General features: G+C 67.1%; 17 protein-coding genes and 3 pseudogenes. 8 read left to right on the top strand and 12 right to left on the bottom strand.

Annotated elements, in window-relative coordinates; all coding sequences use genetic code 11:
- Positions 1-34: 34 nt before the first annotated feature.
- The 6 genes and pseudogenes from AAHS21_RS28240 to AAHS21_RS28215 all read right to left on the bottom strand — a co-directional run bounded on the left by AAHS21_RS28240 (position 35) and on the right by AAHS21_RS28215 (position 5,313).
- A pseudogene (locus tag AAHS21_RS28240) lies at positions 35-633 on the bottom strand (cadmium resistance transporter).
- A 14-nt stretch (positions 634-647) separates the two neighbouring features.
- Positions 648-1,101, bottom strand: a pseudogene (gene lspA, locus AAHS21_RS28235) (signal peptidase II); the annotation flags it as partial.
- Positions 1,102-1,135: 34 nt separating this feature from the next.
- Positions 1,136-3,100 carry a cation-translocating P-type ATPase gene (locus AAHS21_RS28230; RefSeq protein ID WP_330981167.1) on the bottom strand — a complete coding sequence of 655 codons (1,965 nt, stop codon included), beginning with the start codon at positions 3,098-3,100 and terminating at the stop codon, positions 1,136-1,138.
- A complete protein-coding gene (locus AAHS21_RS28225; protein ID WP_330981166.1) occupies positions 3,097-3,507 on the bottom strand; it encodes a metalloregulator ArsR/SmtB family transcription factor in 411 nt (136 codons plus the stop codon). Before AAHS21_RS28225 ends, AAHS21_RS28230 begins: the two co-directional genes overlap by 4 nt.
- A complete protein-coding gene (locus tag AAHS21_RS28220) occupies positions 3,498-4,493 on the bottom strand; it encodes a sterol desaturase family protein (protein WP_330981165.1) in 996 nt (331 codons plus the stop codon). The genes AAHS21_RS28225 and AAHS21_RS28220 overlap by 10 nt, the downstream gene beginning before the upstream one ends.
- Before the next feature lie 46 nt (positions 4,494-4,539).
- Positions 4,540-5,313 carry an AraC family transcriptional regulator gene (locus tag AAHS21_RS28215; protein WP_330981164.1) on the bottom strand — a complete coding sequence of 258 codons (774 nt, stop codon included), beginning with the start codon at positions 5,311-5,313 and terminating at the stop codon, positions 4,540-4,542.
- Between the two features lie 179 nt (positions 5,314-5,492).
- Here AAHS21_RS28215 and AAHS21_RS28210 point away from each other — a divergent pair, with 179 nt between their 5' ends.
- The 7 genes and pseudogenes from AAHS21_RS28210 (at position 5,493) to AAHS21_RS28180 (ending at position 10,051) form a co-directional block, all read left to right on the top strand.
- Positions 5,493-6,053, top strand: coding sequence for a class I SAM-dependent methyltransferase (locus AAHS21_RS28210; RefSeq protein ID WP_342930782.1), 561 nt, complete (start codon positions 5,493-5,495; stop codon positions 6,051-6,053).
- The gene (locus tag AAHS21_RS28205; protein WP_330981162.1) at positions 6,053-6,703 is read left to right on the top strand and encodes an isoprenylcysteine carboxylmethyltransferase family protein; all 651 of its coding nucleotides are present in this window, start codon (positions 6,053-6,055) and stop codon (positions 6,701-6,703) included. The genes AAHS21_RS28210 and AAHS21_RS28205 overlap by 1 nt, the downstream gene beginning before the upstream one ends.
- Positions 6,704-6,755: 52 nt before the next feature.
- The gene (locus AAHS21_RS28200; protein ID WP_330981161.1) at positions 6,756-7,385 is read left to right on the top strand and encodes a YHS domain-containing protein; all 630 of its coding nucleotides are present in this window, start codon (positions 6,756-6,758) and stop codon (positions 7,383-7,385) included.
- Positions 7,382-8,026 (top strand): class I SAM-dependent methyltransferase, encoded by a 645-nt coding sequence (locus AAHS21_RS28195; protein ID WP_330981160.1) that lies wholly within the window; start codon positions 7,382-7,384, stop codon positions 8,024-8,026. The genes AAHS21_RS28200 and AAHS21_RS28195 overlap by 4 nt, the downstream gene beginning before the upstream one ends.
- A pseudogene (locus AAHS21_RS28190) lies at positions 8,019-8,485 on the top strand (thioredoxin domain-containing protein). The gene AAHS21_RS28195 and the pseudogene AAHS21_RS28190 overlap by 8 nt, the downstream one beginning before the upstream one ends.
- Before the next feature lie 313 nt (positions 8,486-8,798).
- The gene (locus AAHS21_RS28185) at positions 8,799-9,437 is read left to right on the top strand and encodes a class I SAM-dependent methyltransferase (protein WP_330981159.1); all 639 of its coding nucleotides are present in this window, start codon (positions 8,799-8,801) and stop codon (positions 9,435-9,437) included.
- A gap of 53 nt (positions 9,438-9,490) precedes the next feature.
- Positions 9,491-10,051 (top strand): hypothetical protein, encoded by a 561-nt coding sequence (locus tag AAHS21_RS28180; protein ID WP_330981158.1) that lies wholly within the window; start codon positions 9,491-9,493, stop codon positions 10,049-10,051.
- A 293-nt stretch (positions 10,052-10,344) separates the two neighbouring features.
- On the opposite strand, the gene AAHS21_RS28175 is transcribed toward AAHS21_RS28180, so the two are convergent.
- The 5 genes from AAHS21_RS28175 to AAHS21_RS28155 form a co-directional block, all read right to left on the bottom strand.
- Positions 10,345-10,659, bottom strand: a complete 315-nt coding sequence (locus tag AAHS21_RS28175; RefSeq protein WP_330981157.1) for a hypothetical protein — start codon at positions 10,657-10,659, stop codon at positions 10,345-10,347.
- Positions 10,656-12,338, bottom strand: coding sequence for a hypothetical protein (locus tag AAHS21_RS28170; protein ID WP_330981156.1), 1,683 nt, complete (start codon positions 12,336-12,338; stop codon positions 10,656-10,658). Before AAHS21_RS28170 ends, AAHS21_RS28175 begins: the two co-directional genes overlap by 4 nt.
- An 11-nt stretch (positions 12,339-12,349) precedes the next feature.
- The gene (locus AAHS21_RS28165) at positions 12,350-12,646 is read right to left on the bottom strand and encodes a DUF2694 family protein (protein WP_330981155.1); all 297 of its coding nucleotides are present in this window, start codon (positions 12,644-12,646) and stop codon (positions 12,350-12,352) included.
- A 7-nt stretch (positions 12,647-12,653) separates the two neighbouring features.
- Positions 12,654-12,956, bottom strand: coding sequence for a type VII secretion target (locus AAHS21_RS28160; protein WP_330981154.1), 303 nt, complete (start codon positions 12,954-12,956; stop codon positions 12,654-12,656).
- 69 nt (positions 12,957-13,025) lie between these two features.
- Complete coding sequence (locus tag AAHS21_RS28155; RefSeq protein WP_330981153.1) at positions 13,026-15,032, bottom strand: DUF4226 domain-containing protein; 2,007 nt, start codon at positions 15,030-15,032, stop codon at positions 13,026-13,028.
- Positions 15,033-15,059: 27 nt separating this feature from the next.
- On the opposite strand from AAHS21_RS28155, the gene AAHS21_RS28150 reads away from it, so the two are divergent.
- Positions 15,060-15,194 (top strand): hypothetical protein, encoded by a 135-nt coding sequence (locus AAHS21_RS28150; protein WP_330981152.1) that lies wholly within the window; start codon positions 15,060-15,062, stop codon positions 15,192-15,194.
- An 84-nt stretch (positions 15,195-15,278) separates the two neighbouring features.
- Here AAHS21_RS28150 and AAHS21_RS28145 read toward each other — a convergent pair whose 3' ends face one another.
- The gene (locus AAHS21_RS28145; RefSeq protein ID WP_330981229.1) at positions 15,279-16,193 is read right to left on the bottom strand and encodes a C40 family peptidase; all 915 of its coding nucleotides are present in this window, start codon (positions 16,191-16,193) and stop codon (positions 15,279-15,281) included.
- Between the last annotated feature and the right edge of the window lie 81 nt (positions 16,194-16,274).

Genomic DNA, 16,274 nt, shown 5'->3' with positions numbered 1-16,274 from the left:
GGTGAACCGGTGCGCGAGAGGGGCTTCCTGACCCTTAGTCGGCGAGGCCGCTGACCAGGATGACGATGCCCAGGGCAATCAGGACGATCGGGAACAGGATGTGTTCCCAGCGTTCGAGGACTTCGGCGATCGGCCGGCGGGTGGCGACGAATCTGGCGGCGACGACGAGGACCGCGACGAGCGCGAGGAAGACGATGCAGTAAGCCACCACGGCTGCGGGTCCCACGCTGAGGAACACAGGAACACAAGGACGTAGACGCCGATGTTGTCCCCGCCGTTGGCGAAGGTGACTGCAGCGACGGTCCAGACGCGGACGTTCTTGCCTGCCACCTTCGCAGCATCGTCATCGCCGTCGTTGTCACGCCAGGCTTCCCATGCCTCCCACAGCCCCAGCATGAGCGGTATGAGTCCGAAGTACGGGATGACTTCTGGAGGAAGAAACGCTCCCGCACCCACCGTGACGAGCACCGCCGCGCCCAGGATGCCCGCGAATCCCAGGTACTGGCCTGCGGTGATCCGGGTCGTTGTCCCGGGTTGTCCTGCGCCGCGGGCGAAAAACAGTGAGAGCACGATGATGTCGTCGATGTTGGTGACGGTGAACAGCCCGATCGCTGGCAGCACGGACGACGCGATCGTGCACCCGTCCCGGTGTCTGCGGGGGCACTTGCCCGCCAGCTAGCCAGAGCGAGTACGGCTGCGCCTGTGACGACGAAGACGTCAGCGAGATTGAAGGTGGGAAACCAGCCCGTGTGCAGGTAGTCGGTGACCAGCCCATCAGCGGCGCGGTCGATCACATTGGCCGCAGCGCCACCCAGTAGTGCGGCCAGTGCCAGCACGAAGGGCAGCGCAGCGGTGCGAGTGAAGCGGAAGGCGAACACCGCAAGTGCGGCCACGATCACGCCGGTGACGCCGAGCAGGACCGTGGGGCAGGGTGTCGCCGAGGCTGAATGCCACACCAGGGTTGAACGTCAGCCGCAGTTCTAGCGGCCCGAGATCAGTTGTGCTGCCGTCGTTCAGCGCGCGGCCGGCCCACATCTTGACGGCCAGGTCCAGTCCCGCGACCAGGACCGCCGTGGCGGCCAGGGTGATCCGCGCCCGCATCACCGTCGGCTGCCCAGCTGAGGTGGTCGGGGCGTCACGACGTCGCGCCGACCGCCGCCGCGCGGGTCGGGCTGGCGGGCCGTTTCACCGGCGCGGCCAGCGGTTTGGTGCGCCCGGCCCGTACACCGTTGGCGATGACCACGATTTCGGCGAGTTCGTGGACCAGCACGACCGCAGCCAGTCCGAGCACCCCGAACAAGGCCAGCGGCATCAACGCGACGATCAGGCCCAGGGATAGGCCGACGTTTTGCAGCATGATCCGCCGCGCCCGGCGCGCATGCGTGAAGGCCTGCGGCAGGTGGCGTAGGTCTTCGCCCATCAACGCGACGTCGGCGGTTTCGATCGCCACGTCGGTGCCCATCGCGCCCATCGCGATACCCAGGTCGGCGGTGGCCAGGGCAGGGGCGTCGTTGACGCCGTCACCGACCATCGCCGTGGGGCGCTGGGCCCGTAGCTGTTCGATCAGTCGGGCCTTGTCCTCGGGGCGCAGCTCGGCGTGCACGGCCTCGATGCCGACCTCGTGGGCCAACGCGGCGGCGGTGGCGTGGTTGTCGCCGGTGAGCATCGCCACGTGATAGCCGTCGCGGCGCAGTTGGGTGACCACTTCGGCGGCCTCGGGGCGCAACTCGTCGCGCGCGGCGATGGCACCGATCAACTGTCCGTTGTCTTCGACGAGGACGGCGGTGGCGCCTGCCTGCTGCATGCGCGCGACGTCGCCGGCGAGTGGGCCCGGGTCGAGCCAGCCGGGGCGGCCGAGGCGGATGGTGTGCCCGTCGCGATGTCCGGTGAGCCCGGCACCGGTAACGGCCTCGACGTCGGCAGCGGGAATGACGGTGTCTACCGCGTTGAGGATCGCCGCGGCCAGCGGGTGTTCGCTGCGCGCTTCCAGGGCAGCCGCCAGATCCAGCACCTGTTCGCGGGTGGCGCCGTTGGTGGTGGCCACGTCGATGACGGTGGGCCGGTTCGCGGTGAGTGTGCCGGTCTTGTCCAGTGCAACGCCGCGGATCTTGCCCAGCGCTTCCAGTGCGGCCCCGCCCTTGACCAGTGCGCCCAGCTTGCTGGCGGCCCCGATGGCGGCCACGACGGTGACTGGCACGGAGATCGCCAGGGCGCACGGGGAGGCGGCGACCAGCACCACCAGGGCCCGTTCGATCCAGGTGGCCGGGTCACCGAGCAGACTGCCTATCGCCGCGATCAGGGTCGCGGCGATCATGACCCCGGGCACCAGCGGTTTGGCGATGCGGTCGGCCAGGCGTTGGGAGGCGCCTTTGCGGGACTGTTCGGCTTCCACGATGCGCACGATGCGGGCCAGCGAGTTGTCCTCGGCGGTGGTGGTGACCTCCACCTCGAGGACGCCGGTGCCGTTGATCGACCCGGCGAACACCTCATCGCCTGGCCCGCCTTCGACGGGAACTGACTCTCCGGTGATGGCCGAGACGTCGAGCGCGGTGCGGCCTTGCCTGATGATGCCGTCGGTAGCAACACGTTCACCCGGCTTGACCAGCATCCGGTCGCCGATCTGCAATTCTGCTGGTGCGACGACGATTTCGGCGTCGTCACGCAGCACGGTGGCCTCGTCGGGCACCAGCGACAGCAATGCACGCAGTCCGCGGCGGGTGCGGGCCAGCGAGTACTCTTCCAGTCCCTCGCTGATGGAGTACAGGAAGGCCAGCATGGCGGCCTCGCCCACCTCGCCGAGGATCACCGCGCCCACCGCGGCGATGGTCATCAGCGTGCCGACCCCGATCTTGCCGTTGGCCAGCCGCGTGAGGGTGGACGGCACGAAGGTATAGGCACCGGCCGGCAGCGCCACCGCTTGCAGCGTGAGGACGACCGGGGCGGCGGCGTCGAGGAATCCAGCGATCAGCGCTGCCAGCAGGAACACCCCCGAAATAGCGGCGAACTGCAGTTCTTTGATCTGCCAGAGCCGCTCGGGCTCATGCTCTTGCTCGTCGGCGCCGCGGGGTTCGTCGTTGCCGCAGCCGCATGCGTCGCTCATCGCCGGGCCTGCTTCGTGGTGGTCGTCGCGCCCGTGCGGGAGCGGGTTCCGTAGTTGGGGCACAGCGCCACCGCGCTGCCCGTGGCGGCCAGCAGCGTCTCCGCTGAGGCGAGCAGGTCGAGCAGTTCGGGGCGCGTCAGCGAGTAGAACACCTGTCGTCCTTCGGGGCGGCCGGTGACCAGTCCGCAGTCCCGCAGACATGCCACATGCGCCGAGACGGTGGACTGCGCCAACCCCAGCTCACCGATCAGGTCGACCACGCGGGCTTCCCCGTCGGCCAGCCGGCGCACGATCGCCAGCCGGGCGCCATCGGAGAGGCTGTGAAACAGCGCCACCGCGGCATCCAAATTGGAGGAGGTCCCTGAGGTACTGCCGACGAGGCAGGCATCCGATTTATTCATCGCCATATGGCGATGATATCCGACAAGCGGCGATGCTTCGACGTGGGGTTGGGACCCGCCGTCTGCGTCTCGTTGGCGGGCTCGGTGGGGGTGGAGCTGAGTGTGCAGCCACCGCTGCGGGTGAACGGGTAGATCATCTGGTGCAGGTAGCTGCTGGGGTAGTCGGGTTTGGCAGCCATGCCCAGTTGGGTGGAATCGAATCGGCGGGTCCGGTCGTAGGAGAAGGTGCCCATGAGGTGATCCCACGCCAGGGTGAACAGCCCGAAGTTGACGTCGCCGACGCCGGCCCATTTGAGGTGATGAAAGCGGTGCCCCTCGTTGAGGGCCAAGACGTACTTGGCGGGGCCGATGCGGTAGTCGGCGTTGGAGTGTTGCAGCAGCAACTGGATTGCCACCGCCAGCGCCAGCACCGAGGCGACGTCGACGGGGAGGCCGATCAAGATGAGGGGGGCCACGCCGACGGCCATTTCGACGGTTTGGTGCAGGGGGTGTTTCATCAGGCCGTTGAGGCCGTAGAAGCGGGTGATGCTGTGGTGCACGGCGTGGAAGCGCCACAGCACGCCGATCTTGTGGCTGGCCAGGTGTGCGACGGTGATGCCGAGGTCGGCGATCAGGATCGCGGCAAGGACCTGCAGCAGAAATGGCCAGTTGTGCGGCCACAGCTGCGGAGCGGGAACGATCGCGGCCACCAGTGGGATGGCCCCCACACTGGCCAGGATGAGGGCTTCGTTGACCGCGACGTGGAGGCGGTCGCGGGTGGTGTCGGCGCGGTCATGGTTCCAGTCGCGGTCATAGGGGATGATCCGCTCGACCAGAAACGATGTCGCGATCGCGACGCCCAAGATGGGCAGCAGCCACAGTTTCGGTGCGCCCAAGGCGGTCAGGGTGATGGCTGTGCCGTTGAGGCCGATCAGCATGAACGGCACGTAGCCGTAGCGGGCCACCCTGTGGACCGGGATGCTGGCCACGGCTGAAGAAGTAATCGTGCTCATGGCTTGATGGTCGGCGCCCTACCCGAGGCGAGCTTGAATGATTCGGCTAACCGCTGGTGGGAAGGTCCCAGGACACGTGCCGGCTCAGCACCGAAGGCGCCAGGCCGAACATGTCGCGGGTGGTGCGGGTGAGATGCGCGCTGTCGGCGAACCCCGCACCGTGCGCAGCACCGGTCAGGTCGTCACCGGCCTGCACCCGGGTGATCGCGATCTGCAAACGCGACCACAACACGTACCGGCGCAGCGGGATGCCCACCTGTTCGGTGAACAGATGCGTCAGCCGACTCGCCGAGATACCCACCTGCGCAGCGAGTTCCGTACCGCTGACCGGGCCTGCCGCCACAAGGTCGGGCAGCAACTCCAACGCGTCATCGACCGCCCGGTGGCGCGGCGCGACCTCGCCTGCCCCGGCGGACGCCAGGTGCGCGACCACATTGTCAACCACGACAGCAAGCGGTCGTCGCTGGGCGTGGGTGAGGGCGGTGGTGACGGCCCATCCGGAGCGGACCGCACGCAGATGCGCGGATCGGCCCGGCGCGGATTCCGGCTCCAGGAACACCACCGTGCCTTCCTCGGCGCCGACCTCGATCCGGTGCGGTGCATCGGCGGGCACGACCACGCTCGTCCCGCAGTGTCGAGCGCCGTGCTCGTCGAGCACCGCGAAAGCCGTTGTGGCGGTCATGACCTGTACCGCGTGATGGACATGGGTATCGGTGGTGCCGATCGACCCGGTGAAGGCCAGCACCCCCGGACGCAGCAGCGCCGCCCCGCCCCAGCGCGGGTCAACGGTGAGATCACCGCCAGACCTATTAATCGTCATACGACGATGATAGCGTCAAGCATAGATCGCTAACAGGCGATGCCACCGATGTCGTCCGTTGGTGTTGATACCCGTGGCGATTGCCGACTGGGTGGGAAGGGGTTTGCGGTGTTGATGAATCGGACGGAGACGGCCCTGATCAACTCGCCGCCGCGGCGGTGGTTGCAACGCCACACGAGGTGCCGGTACTGCTGCGGTTCGGCGGCCGGCTGCCCCCGGACAGCAGAGCCCTCGAAATCGGGTGCGGATCTGGATACGGATCGCAGCTGATACTGGAGCGATTCGGCGCTGCCACCGTGGAGGCCGTGGACCTCGACCCGGCGATGATCCGACGGGCCGGTCGGCGTCTGACCGCCTACGGCGACCGGGTTCGGTTGGTCCAGGGCAGCGCGACCGACCTGTCCACAGCACTCAATGCCGGCGGCGGCAGTTATGGGGCGGTGTTCGACTTCGGAATCGTCCACCACATTCCCGACTGGCGGAAGGCAGTCGCCGAAGTCGCGCGAGTACTTGCGCCGGGACGGCGGTTCTACTTCGACGAAGTCACCGCCCACGCCCTCGCCCGGCCCACCTACAAGCGGCTGTTCGACCACCCGACCGTAGACCGGTTCAGCGCCGAGCAATTCCTCGATGAACTCGCCCACCACGGGCTCGTCGTCCTGGGTTCACTGACCCGCATCCAGGGCGACTACCTACTCGGCGTGGCCGCCAAGCCGCTACCCACCGGCGGTGAGCAATGATGGCCGTCGCGGTCCTGGTCCTGTTTGCTTCGATGATGGTGGTGATCGGCGCGGGTCGCCGGCGCATCCAACTGCACCAAACCGGCGACAGTGGCAACCGACGCACCTGGCGTCCCGACGGAACTCTGGAGTGGTGGGCTCTGGTCCTCGCCGACGTGGGGTATCTGCTGGTCGGGATCGCCGCCCCGGCGGCGGCCCTGGCCGGTCTGCCGGCACTGGATATCGTCGACCGGCCGTGGGTGCAGGTGGTCGGGATGGTAGTGGCGGTCGCCGGGATCACCCTGACTCTGTTCGCGCAACTCGGGTTGGGGGCGTCGTGGCGGATCGGGGTCGACGAGACCGAGACCACCGCCCTGGTCACCGGTGGCCCGTTCGCGATAGTGCGTAACCCGATCTTTACCGCGCTGCTGCTCACCTTGACCGGGCTGGCCCTGATGGTCCCCAACCCCGTTGCGGTCGTCGGCCTCCTGGTCGCGGTGGCGGGGATCGAGCTGCAGGTGCGCCGGGCCGAGGAGCCTTACCTGCGCCGCGTCCACGGCCGCGCCTACACCGATTACACCGCCACGGTGGGCCGCTTCCTGCCGCATCTGGGCCGCACCCGCTCCAACTCACGACGTGAGGCCAATGATGCTGCCCGACACGACAACTGACTTCGACACCGTGGAGGTGACGGTGGCGTTCGTCGACCTGGCCGGCTAGAGCGTGCTCACCGAGGCCTGCGGGGACCGCGAGGCCGCCCAGTTGGCCGCGCGACTGGCCGAACTCGCCCACAGCGCCCTACAACCGGGCACCAGGCTGGTGAAGACGATCGGGGACGCGGCCATGCTGGCCGCCGACACTCCCACCCAGATGATGGCCACGATCACCGAGCTGGCCGACCGGGTGGCTAGTGAAGACGGATTTCTGCCGATACGGGCCGGCATCCATCACGGCCCCGCGATTGCCCGCGACGGGGATTTATTCGGGCATGCGGTCAACATCGCCGCCCGGATCACCGCCCTGGCCGGCGCCGGGCAGGCGGTACTGACCGACCAGATCATCGACGCCGCCGGCGAGTTCGGGCTACCCACCACTGCCATGGGCGCACCGCGGTTGCGCAATATCACCACCCCGATCCCACTGCACACGATCGCACTGGCCGCCGCACACTATCCGCGCGACCCGGTCTGCGGCATGCGCATCGACCCGGCCACCGCCGCGGCCCACCACCACCGCAATGGCCGGGATTGGTGGTTCTGCTCGACCGACTGCGCCCACCGATTCACCACCACCCCAAGCATTTCCACACTGCAGCAACCCCCGATCGCCGCCAGCGAAAGGCACCACCGATGAGCCGTCACTGGAGCCGCAACCGGCTCAAATTCGCTCTCGCCGGGCCTGTGTTCGAAGCCGGCAACCGGTTCATCCCCGGCCGGCCGCATGACCGGCTGGCCCGCCTGGTCGCCGACCAACATCCCCAGCGGGTGCTCGAACTGTGCGGCGGCACCGGCTATGCCGCCCGCCTGCTAGCCAAACGCCTGCCCACTGCCACCATCGATTCTCTCGACCTCTCCCCGGAAATGCTGGCCGTCGGCCGGTCCCGACTGCACCGCGCCGGGATCACCAATGTGGCGCTGCGTGAAGGTGATGCTGCGGCCCTGCCGTTCCAGGACGGTACGTTCGACGTGGCGATGAGCGTGTTCGGCTGGCACGAACTCCCCACCGATACCCGCCACCGGGCGGTCGAGGAAACCCTGCGCGTGCTGCGCGCTGGTGGGCAGGTCATCGCCATCGACCTCGATCCACCACCGGCCGCGCGGTGGGTCTACGGCATCTACCTGCGGCTGGCTGAACGGCCCTATGCCCGCGACGTCGTGGGCAGCGGGCTCGCCGACACCTTCACCGCGCACGGCCTGACCATCACCGCCCACCAGCCCGCGCGCAGCTGGGCCGCGCCGTTCCAGATCATCCACGCCCAGAAAAGAGGTGCCTAAGCTCACCGCGGTTGTCATTGCCGCGTTGGCGATCGGTGTGCTGGTCTACCTGTCGGTGCGCGATCGCGGGGCTACCACCCAAGCGCGGCCGGAAGGCAGCGAGGTGGGCCGGGTGGTGCGCGAGAACAGTCACCGGCTGAATTCGGCACCCGGCAGTGACGTGACCTTCGTGGAGTTTCTCGACTTCGAATGCGAAGGCTGCGGTGCCCTGTATCCCGTGATCGAACAGCTGAGGGCCGAATACGGGGACCGGGTGATTTCGTCATCCGCTACTTCCAGCTGCAAGCGCACTACAACTCTGAGCGGGCCGCACGTGCCGTGGAAGCGGCCGCCCAGCAGGGGCAATTGGAGGCGATGTACCGCAAGGGTACCCCGACCTTTTTCCTCAACGGCACCCGGTTCCAGCCCAGAAGCTACGAGGACGTGACCACAGCGCTCGACAAGGCACTCAGAGATTAGGCAGCCAGCTGCCGGGCCTTCCTCGTCGGCAACGTGCAACACCCGATAGTCAGCCACATCTGCACTCCGACAGTAGGATTCACCCCGATGCCCAGTGCCGCGCCACCGGCATCACCGCGATGACCCAACCCGCTCGCCATGGCCGCATAGACGGTGGTGCTGGCCGCGATCGAAGCCGAGGTCCGCGTGGTCGAGGAGCCCGACCTGAACGACACCCACGGCCAGGCCTGCGCGACTACTGTGAGACTGTCGGCCGGTTGGTTGCCCACATCGGACGCACCGCAACGTCTGACCGGCGACGCGAGGTGAACTCATGGCCACATCAAATGACCGCAGCGCCCGCTGGAACCGGTATTGGGACAAAAAATCCCGCAACTATGACCGTGAGATCGGGTTCTTCGACCGCCACCTGTTCGGCGATTCCCGCCAGTGGGTCTGCAGCCAAGCCACCGGCGAAGTCCTAGAGGTCGCCATCGGGACCGGCCTCAACCTGCCCTTCTACCCAGAGACTGTCAGGCTGACCGGCATCGACTGGAGCGAACAGATGCTTGAACTCGCCCGCGGCCGCGCCGCCGACCTCGGCCATACCGCCATCCTGCAACGGGCCGACGCCCACCGATTGCCGTTCGACGACGCCAGCTTCGACACCGTCGTGTGCACGTTCGGGCTGTGCGCCATTCCCGACCACACCCGGGCGCTCACCGAGATGGCCCGGGTGCTGCGCCCCGGCGGACGGCTCATCCTGGTCGATCACGTCCGCAGCACCGCTGCCGCGGTGCGGGCGGTACAGCGGTTGCTGGAACTGTTCACCGTGCCGCTGGGCGGCGAACACTTCCTGCGCCGACCCCTCAATCATCTGCGCGCCGCCGACAACCTCGATATCGACCGCGTCGAGCGGTTCGCCCTCGGGCTCGTCGAACGCGTCGTCGCCCGCAAAACCGCCACGACCTGACCTGCCCGGCGGCGGTGATTCCGAGCAGGACACCATCATGAAAGAAGCCGCACATGACCGAAATACCCAGACGCACCGCACTCGCCGTCCTCAGTGCGGCCGGCGCCGTGGCCGCACTGGCATACCTTCTGCGCACCACCACTATTCGGATGCCCGCCGGCCGAGCCGACGGTCCCGGGATGATGGGTGGTATCTCGGGCACCGATATGAGCCGCTATATGACCATGTTCGCCCGCCACACCGAACTGCGTCGTACCGTCGAGAACATTCCCGGCGGGATCCGCACCACCACCGAATCCGACGCGCCCGATCTCGTCGCGCAACTGCATGCCCACGTGTCCTCGATGTATGACCACCTCAACCAGGGCGCAGAAGTGACCTGCATGAGCGACAGCCTGCCCACCCTATTCCGCCGAGCATCCGACTACCAACGCCGAATCACCCTGACCCCCAACGGTGTTGCCGTAACCGAAACCGCCACTGATCCCGCCCTCACCGACGCCATCCGCGCCCACGCACAAGAAGTCACCGGCTTTGTCACCGACGGCATGCCCGCCATGATGGGCCCCATGATGGGCGGCGGAATGATGGGCGGCGGAATGATGCGTCCCTAACACCCGACCGACTGAGCAACATTGCCTACGGCGATCCGCGCAAACTCCACACCACGAACTAACGTCAGCCAGCACCGTGAAACTCTCAAATGCACGCGGATCGGGCAGCGGGCGCGGTGCACCCGAATATCGTCAAGTACAGCTCTACAGATAGACTGGTCCCTCACGGTGTGCACCGCACCAATACCCACCGTCAGCGACAGTCAAGTACACCCCTAATCGATCTACAGATAAACAGGTTGCGGACGGTTGATAGCCGCGGCTAGAGATGCAGGCAGTCAGGTGCTCTGCGGTTAGAGGATTTCGCCGCGCATCTCGTCGACACCCTTGTTTCCCGCAGCGAAAAGGCCGTTGAGTTTCTTCTCCAGCTGCAGATTCGTCATCACGTTGCCGATCGCGTCAGCGATCCGCACCTCGAGCAGGCGCCCATCGAAACCCAGAGTGAGCGACACCAGGCCCTCGGGGTCATCGATGCCGGCGCGTAAGCCGTCGAGCTCGTTAAGTAGCTTATCGAGCCGTGACAGCGTTGCGGCGGTTTCGTTTTGGCTGAATTTAACTTTCTCGGCATCACCGAGGTTGTTGAACTCGTCGTCGGCGCTGATCGTCACGACGGCTCCTTGGGCGGGCGGGTCACCAGGCGGCGCACGACCGGGGTCCCCGCATCGGGCGGGTCATCATCGTCGGGCGGCTCAGGGTTACGGTCGCGCTGAGTAGCCGCCGCGGCCACCGATAAACGGTTCGTATCGACTCGCCCCGTGACGTCCTCGGTGTGCGGGATATCGCGCACAGTCACTTTACGTTCCCGGTCGCGCTCGCCCTTACCGGCGCCGGCCCCGCCCGGCGCCCCGCCCAATCCCCCTATGCCGCCCATCGGCATGCCCATCGGCCCGCCACCCCCCGAACCTGCGCCGCCAGGCGACGATCCTTCTGCGGCTCCTACCGGCGTAACCGCCGGGGTGGGCGGGGCACCGGTTGACGGGGCAACGCTGAGCTCCCCCGCACCGCTGGCAGGCGTGGTCGGTGCAGGATCGCCACCCCCGCCGGCCGGATCCCCACCCCCGGGCATCGACGGCTCATTACCCATCTCCGGGGGATCCATTTTCGATTGCCCCAGACCCGACAAGCCCTGAGTCGCCGCCTGGATCGCCTGCTGGCCTGCTTGCAGCGCGGCCTCAGGCCCCTTCGTCACCGCGCCCAGCGCGCCGCCGATCATCCCGCCAGCGGCCCCGAGCAGTGTGGGCAGCAGTTGCGGTATCAAGCCCGCCGCGCCGCCGCTCTGCTCCGGTGCGAGATCTGAGGCCGGATCCGTGCCGCCGAGGCCTTCCCCATCGTCGGTGCCGCTGGTCGTCGGATCGCCCGGAGTCTTTGGAGTCGTAGGATCTTGGCCCGTGGGATCGGCGGTGTGCTGCTCGGTCGGCGGGGTGCCGGGATCTTCACCATCGGTGCTGGCCACCGTGCGCACGTGATAGGGCGGGTAATGGGTCACCGCTTGGTCGTCGAGCTGGTTTTTGACCGCGACCGCTTGCGCCAGCTGCGCCGCGTGTTTACCCCCTGAGGCCGCATTCGCGAAAGCGATAGTCTGCACCCGGTTTTCAGCGCTCGTGAATTGCTGCGGTGTCGGGACAGCCTGGCGGACTTCAAATTGGTTGTCCGCGTGGTGATTTGCCTGCCTGACCAAAGTCTGAGCACGCTGACCGTAGGTCTCAAGACCCGTCGCGAACGACATCAGGTGCTGGCTCACCGCCGGGGTGGACACCGGCCCATCCAAGACGTCGGGGAGCTGCTGGACCGCGGACCGGATCATTTGGGAGGCATCGTGTGTCGCGCGGGCGACCTGCGACCACGCGTTGATAAACGGTTCCCCGCCGCTGGGAGACCCAGAGTGCACGGCCACCGAAATGGCCTCGGGCGGCATCGGTGGCGGTGGCCCGATCGGTACTCGCACATCGGGGGGCACGGGCGGAGCAGGCGGGGCCGAACCCGCAACCCCCGCCGCGGCGGCCCCACCCGTGTTCAAGGCGGCGATGGCCGCCGCATTGTTGGCGTCGGTCTCGACGAACGTGATCGCCGTGCCCGTCAGATGCTCGATAGATGCGACCAGGGCTGTGATGTGGGCGGTCAGCGCCGCCGTGAGCTCCGCACCGGCGGTGGTCAACCGGGTTGCCGCGCCAATCGACGCGGGGTCCGCGGCCAGCGGCGCGTGCGGCACACCGCTACCGCCAAGGGCTTCGACCGCGGCGAGCAGCCGCTGCGCGGCGGCGACCAGCCCGGGTGCGTCGACCTTCATCCCAAATGTCCCTACAGATTTCTGAGCCGGGTGTGGGCCTGGTCGAGGTCTTCGTGCGTAGCCATCCAGGCGATTGCGTCGGCGGGGGTGCCGCGTTGTTCGAAGTCGGCGCGCAGCGCCACTTGCCCCTTCAGGTAGGCGACGTCGGCGCAGGCCTGGATGCGCTCGGCGATCTCGTGGCCGCGCAGATCCATCACGGGCGGCTCCAGTTGGACGCCCAGCACCTGACCCGACCCGGCCACCCGCACCCACACGGTTTCATCGGGGGTGTTGGCGGTGTATTCCCGGTCGGCGGCGTCGGTTGTCATGGGTCTGTTATAGCTGGCGGAGGTGCTGGGAGTTCTGGTCGTCGACGTCAGTGTAAATGTGGGCCCCTCGCTGCAGGTCCTCGCTGGCGCTGCGGTGCCGGCTGGCGTGCTCGGCCAGCGCGTTGTCGCGGTCGATCAACACATCGCTGACTGCGGCTTTGACCTCGTGCATGATCGGGCCGAGGGTTTCCACGGCGGCTTGGATGTCGCCGCCGCGCTCTCGTGCGGCTTCGACGACGCGCACGACCTCGTCATGGTTGCCGGCCACCTCGCGGAGCACCTCGGGATCAATACGGATCGGCTCGGACATGGCTGAGTGTTCCTTTCTGTGTTTTTCAAGTGTCCACGGTGGTGGCTACTTGTGGGTGGCGTTTGGCCGCTACCCGCCGATCGGCACAGGCGCGCCCGCCGCTGCAGGCGGTGCTGAGACGGCCGGCGGGGCCGAGGGGACCGGAGGTATCGCGGGCTGGGGAGGAGCCGGCGCCGGTGGCCCACCGTGGGGCGTGGCGCTGCCGGCCGCGGCCGTGGGGTCGATCCAACCCAAAAAGTCCGGGCTTGAGGACACCGATTCCAGAGGAACCACCTGGCCGTTGACGAAGGCCTTGACCGAGCTCAGGACAGGCACGTAGTGATCTTTGAACATGGCCAAGTCCCCGCATGTGAGACGGCTTGGGTCCACCGGATTGGTCACCGGTGTGCCCGGCGGTGGCAGCTGGATGTTGTTTTGGCGGTAGGCCGCGTCGACGGTTTTACCCGCAAGATAGTCGCGAATGGCCTGCGCCGCCTGCGGGCTGCGGGCCGTCGCCATCGATCCGTCGGGCAGCTTGACCGTCGGCGATGCCGCCGCCGGCGGCGTGGCGGGGTTGGGGGGATCCCCCGGTGTGGAGTTACCCGCGTTTTGGGCCTGCGGCCCCGGCTGCCCAGCTGCACCGTCTGGCGGTGTCGTGGTGTCCGTCTTGCCGTCCTTGGCTTCCTTGCCTTTGGGATGATCGGGCCCGTCGTCGGTCTTTTCCGCGGTGTCGGAGGGCCGCTCGTGGTTGGCCTGATCACCTAGACCTGATGCCAAGCCCGCCAAAGGGCTTGCCGCGCCGGCCAACCCACCCAATGAATCCAGCGGGCTTCCCCCAGCTCCGCCCAGATTGCCCAACGCGGGCAACATCGAAGCTAACGACGATAACGGGTCGGCGCCTAACGGGTTGGCGCCGAGCATGTTTGACAACCCGGGGTCGGACATATCTGGTGCTGCAACTGGCCCAAGATCGGCTGCGGCGGGAGCCGGATCGGCGCCGGCAGGCGAACTGGGTCCCGGCGGCGCAGAGGATTGCCCCGCGGCGGGATCAGCAGGGTTCGGCGAAGTATTGGCGTTTCCCGCGCCGCTGTCGGCCGCATACAACGCGGCCAGCGCCTGGGCGGCCTTGGTCTGATCCTCAGCGCTCAGACCCCCCTCGGCAAGCAAGTCGTTGGTCGCACCGACCTGGTTGCGCAACAACGTCAGAAACGCCCGTTCACCGGCCGGTGTGTCCATCGCCATGGTCGGGTTGTTGACCGCATCGACGATCTTCTTTTGAATGTCGTTGAGCTTCTGCTGACCCGCGCTGGTCGTGGCGTGCGCGTTGAGCAGCACCTCCGACAGTTTCTCCTCCGCGTCACTGATTTTGGTGTAGCGATTCTTCAGCTCCTGCTGCAGCTTCTTGACCGCGTCAGCGGCCTTGCCTGACTGCTGCTCATCGGTGGCTAGCCCGCCGTCGCCGGGACGGGTCCCCGGATCACGCGGCTTATTGGCGTTGTTGAACTGCTCCTCACTAATCGGTGCACCGTTCTTGTCGAAGAGCGACTTCTTGCCGTCCGGGCCCAGCGTGTAGTAATCGCCGTTGAGGTTTTTCGGCGTCAACAACCCGCTCTTGGGATCGTTATAAAAACCGTTGTCGCTACTGGGAACACCGCCCAACTGCGGCCCGATCTGCTGACCGGTCGCGTTCACCGGCGCATAGTGGTCACCCAACTTCCGGTAGCCCGCCGGCGGAATCGGCGGACCCTGCCTACCGTCCGGGTCGACCAAAGACACTGTGCCGTCGTCATTTTGGGCCCAGTTCTGCTTGCTTGCCCCATCGTGATAGACGATCACGCCGTTGTCGGGCAGCCTCGTGCCGTCACCGAACACCAGATGGCGTTCATCGCCCACATTGTCAGTGCTGTAGTGAATAGTGGGGTCGCCGTAGGCTTGTCGCGCATGATCTAACACCCGGCCCCAGTACGGGTCATGCTTGCTGATGTAGCGAGCGTGATCCGACGGCATCGCCCAACCCGGCTCAGACCACCCCTCGCTGCCGCCCTGGCGATTCCAAACGCCCCACGAAGTGTTGTCGCCGAAGTGCTTGGTGCCCATCAATTCCCCCCGTCCCCGGTGTCAGAAGTGGCCAAGGCCAAGATCGTCTTCAAGATCACGGCGAGGCGCGAACGCCGGCGGCTCAGCAGGGAGCACGTCGCCGCCAAAAACGCGCTGCGCGTGAGAAACAACTCCCAACACCTGCTGGGCCTCTTGCTCTAAACGTGAATTCACCGCCGGTCCTTTCGTGGAGGTGATTCGAGCCTAACCGCGCCCGGTGACCCCTTCCTGCACAATTTTCTGCCTTCAACCCGCCAGCGCGCGGACTGGTCGGCGAGCGATATAGCGGCCAGGCAGCGAGGCGATCCTGACCACGTCACCGGGGGTAGGAGCATGCACGACCTGGTGATCTGAAATCGCCAACTGCACATGTCCAGGTCCGCCACGACCGCCCTCACCGAAAGCGTCGAGCGGAAAAATCAGATCCCCGGCCCGCACCTGCCCCGGCGGCACCGCCACACCCTCCTTGATTTGGGAATACGTGTCATTACCCAACTGCACACCAGCCTGGCGCCACGCCCATTGCGTCAATCCGGAACAATCAAAACTATTGGGGCCCTTAGCTCCCCACACGTAAGGCCGGCCCAATTTACTCAGCGCTGCCTGCGCCGCGCCGGCACCCGGCTCCCCCGGAACGCTACTGGCCCCACGCAAGGAATCAACGAGGCTGGCATGCGGGCCGCGAGATCCGTGCCCGCCGAACCCACCCAACCCCGACAGACCAGACAGCGCCGGCATACCGCCCCCACCGCCGCCGAAACCACCGCCGCCGAACGGCATTCCGCCCATCGGCATCCCGCCACCCCCACTACCGCGGCGACGCGAGTACAGCATCGAGCGGACCATAGAAGCCAGCTGCGCGTCCCGAGCCTTATGCGCGTTGACGATCTGCTGTTGTTGGGCGAGGCGGGCGCGCAGGGTGGCGATCAGGGCGCGTTGGCCGGCCGGGGTGCCCGAGACCGGGGCCAAGGTGGTGGTGTCTGCGGCAGCGCCTTTGACCACCGAACCCGAGTTGGCCCCGCCGGTCCAATCCACTTGCACCGCATCGTGTATCTGGGTGCCCAGCCGGTTATCGGCGGTAGAGACCCTGCCTAAGCCCGGGGCGGCATCGGTCGCGAACGTGGTGTAGGTCGCCGGCAGCACCCCGGACAACCCGGACATGCGCTGCTGGCTGTGACGCACCAGCTCGGCAGCACCGGCCAGTGCCGCATCGCTGCGCCCCGCGGCCACGTCCCCACCCGT

The organism is Mycobacterium sp. 050272, from assembly GCF_039023525.1.
Lineage (GTDB): Bacteria > Actinomycetota > Actinomycetes > Mycobacteriales > Mycobacteriaceae > Mycobacterium.
The sequence above is the reverse complement of the archived record's forward strand: the minus strand, read 5'-3'. Positions and strand labels throughout refer to the sequence as shown.